The following is a 3,335-nucleotide window of genomic DNA, read 5'->3' on the forward strand; positions in this document are numbered from 1 at the left end:
ATTGCAGGTTTATAAGAACCCTCTATCATAGTTTTTTTAATGTCTCCTGCAGGCAACTCACTAACCCAGACATCGTGACGAGTATCATATTCTTTTTTCAGCTGTGCTTCATAATTAATTAAATTCTCAATTTTAGTCTTAGCAGTTTCTTTTGATAATTGAAGAGCTGTAAGATATGATTCAATAATGTATTCAGGTGGTGGAAGTATATCTGCAACAAGATCTTTCCCTGAAACTATCTCATTATACATTTTTCCATTGATTTTGATACTATCTATTGTTTGGTAAGCAACAACTCCAAATAAAACAAATCCAATAACAAAAATAGTGATTAAAATCATTAACTTGGAAATAATTTTAAAATCATTAAACATAAGAATATAACCTCCAAAATAATTTTCACAGAAAGATTATTTTTATTACTATGTTATGTAACGATATCGATAGTAAAGACACATTTTTTCCCTTTGTATTTAATAATTAATAATTTTACTGAAAATTACTATATCCAATCCACTAAAATGGTTAACAAAACTATTATCAAAAACAAATATATTTATTATAATAGTAATCAATTTTATAATTATATTCTACAATTACAAGGAGGAGCTATATTGAAAACTTTATTAAAAAAATTTTATAGTAATGATGAAAATTTTATTAAGAGTTGGGAAAAAACACAAAAAAATGGTATATTAATATTTATTTCAAAAACCTGTATTTTGACTACCCCTATATTAGGATAATTGAATATAAATATTAATTAATAATAGTTAATGTCATGAAAACTTAATTTCACGACATTGTGTTGACCTCTATAACTAGCCTATACACTCATTCATAATCTAATGCAAGTAATAAATCCCTATATTATTGTTAATAATGGTGTCTAATTGAGAATATGCACTACTTTTATGCATGATTTTTCACTTTATACAGGACATTCAGAATATCAATTTTCCATATTTTTAATGTAATATTTATATATAATAATCGTTTTCGTTTATTTCTGAGGAATATATCTTATATCCATTTCCACCCTTGCGCTTAACTTCATACATAGCTGCATCAGCCTTCTTAATTAACGTGTTTGCATCAATTCCGTGCTCAGGAAATAGGCTTATGCCTATACACGCCTTTACAAATAATTGATTTCCCTTATAGGTAAATGCTGTGCTTAATGATTCCGAAGCATCTACTGCAATTTTTTCAGCATCTGCAGAGGTTTTCAAATTTCTTAATATTATTATGAATTCATCACCACCAATTCTATAAACTTCATCCGTTGACCTAACAATGCTTTTTAATCTCACAGCTACAGTTTTAAGAATATAATCGCCTGCCTCATGACCATAATTATCATTGGCACTCTTAAACTTATCCAAATCCATAAAAAGAATGGCAAATTTTTCAGTTTTATTATCTAGTAGTATAATAATATCTTCTAATAATTTTTTTCTATTACAAAGTTCTGTAAGGGCATCATAATACACCAAATGACGTATTTGATCTTCTGCAAAGAGTCTATCGGTAATCTCATTTTTAAGTTTAAGATTTGATTCTTCCAATTTAAAAGTATAATTCTCGTGTATTTCAGCTATCTTTTTTCTTTCAGAAACATCATGCAATAAAATAAGGATTCCTAATACGTCTTTGTATTCATCATATATAACTGTTGCTGATAGTTCACAGACAAGAGCTTCTTTATTTGCCCTGCGTAAATAAACTTCAATATTAATAACATTTCCTGCTTGTATTATATTTTTAAAATTAAAATTTTTAAAATTTATTATTGCATCAAGTGAATTTTCTTTTAAGTCCTTATTATTATAACCAGTTATATTTAGTGAAGCTTCATTACAATTTTTTATAAGTAAATCTTCACCTAAAATGAAAATTGGTTCATTTACAGCTTCAAAAAGATATTCTGATACAAGTTCATAAGAGATTGACATCATTTTATGTTTATTAATTGCGTACCACATTCCACCCATTCCAATAGATATTGCTATAATACCAGACGGAAAAACCTCAATACCTAGTGCAGGTGAAATCAAATCCGATATTGACAATAAACAAATACTGATTAAACCAGCGATGAAAATAATTTTCATCTGTTTTTTAACTCTATTCTTTTGAGAATTTCTGATTCGTAAATATATTATTACAAAAGCTACTATATATATAACTGCCATATATATACTAAAAACAATACCCATAGTTGTAGCAAAATATAAATTGTCTACAAAGCCATAAGCTTCACTACTTATTATTTTAGATGGTTCATATAATAAATTATTTATAAAAAATACCATTGGAATTATAAATAGTAAAGAGTGTATTTTTGAGCTGGAGTTTTTTTGATTTGTATCTGTAAGAAACAATATGAAGGATACCCCTATACCACTAAAAAAACACCAACCTAAGGCAGCAACTATTCTCCATATATTTGCAATTTGTATATTAGGAGAAATTAACATGAATGCATATCCTATGGCCCAAAGGCTAGCAGAAATACATAAAATTAAAAATGTTATGTTGACTTTAGATTTTTTATTTCTCTTATAACTATCGATACCTAAAAACAAGTAGAAAATAAAACATATACATAATATTGTAAACAACATAGTTTTAATATTATCTGATTGTAACATCACTTATCCCCCCCCCCTAACATCTCTAAACTATCATAATCCATATGTACCTACGTAAAGCTTGAATTTATAACCTCTTCGCCTAACAGCTTTATGTAGAAATTTATAGCTTTTTCATTCTTAACCTTCTAATTTTATTTTTAAATCCTTCTGTAATATATGTTGATAGTAGCAAAAAAGCATACAACATAACGAAAATTATATTGTGTGCTTGTTGAGTTGTACAGAATATCTCTTGTGTTAAATTCATCCACTAGTAAACCCATGCTAAGTTGTTATAAGTAAAAATCAATAAGGTCAACGAATTCAACATGCTCAATTCATTTATTTACATAAAAACAAAAAATATTCTTTTCTGAACATTTAAGATTTTTTGTTTTTAAAAACAACAAACGTCGTGAAATAACATTTGAACTAAACCGCTAACAGCGGTGGCAGACGAGTGCTAATTATGTTAATTTAATTTTTACTTAAATAAAATAGAAAGAAGTATCCTATTTACTAAGATACTTCTTTATTATAATGCACACTTCCTATAAACTTTTATTGTCGAAATAAAAAATAAGGGAGTGTTATTATTTATGTCAGAATTAAGAGAAAGATTGAAAATGGATATGGAATTAAGGGGTTATAGCCCTGGGAGCATAAAAGCATATACCAATCATGTTAGTAACTTTGCTA

General features: G+C 27.2%; 2 protein-coding genes and 1 pseudogene. 1 reads left to right on the top strand and 2 read right to left on the bottom strand.

The window, feature by feature from the left end:
• Positions 1–374, bottom strand: a pseudogene (locus tag VIM70_RS00310) (methyl-accepting chemotaxis protein); the annotation flags it as partial.
• A 240-nt stretch (positions 375–614) separates the two neighbouring features.
• On the opposite strand from VIM70_RS00310, the gene VIM70_RS00315 reads away from it, so the two are divergent.
• The gene (locus VIM70_RS00315) at positions 615–746 is read left to right on the top strand and encodes a hypothetical protein (RefSeq protein ID WP_331942955.1); all 132 of its coding nucleotides are present in this window, start codon (positions 615–617) and stop codon (positions 744–746) included.
• A gap of 234 nt (positions 747–980) precedes the next feature.
• Here VIM70_RS00315 and VIM70_RS00320 read toward each other — a convergent pair whose 3' ends face one another.
• Positions 981–2,654, bottom strand: a complete 1,674-nt coding sequence (locus VIM70_RS00320) for a diguanylate cyclase domain-containing protein (RefSeq protein ID WP_331942957.1) — start codon at positions 2,652–2,654, stop codon at positions 981–983.
• Positions 2,655–3,335: the final 681 nt, after the last annotated feature.

The sequence above is a fragment of the Clostridium sp. genome (genome assembly GCF_036569345.1).
Taxonomy (GTDB): Bacteria; Bacillota; Clostridia; order Clostridiales; family Clostridiaceae; genus Clostridium_AD.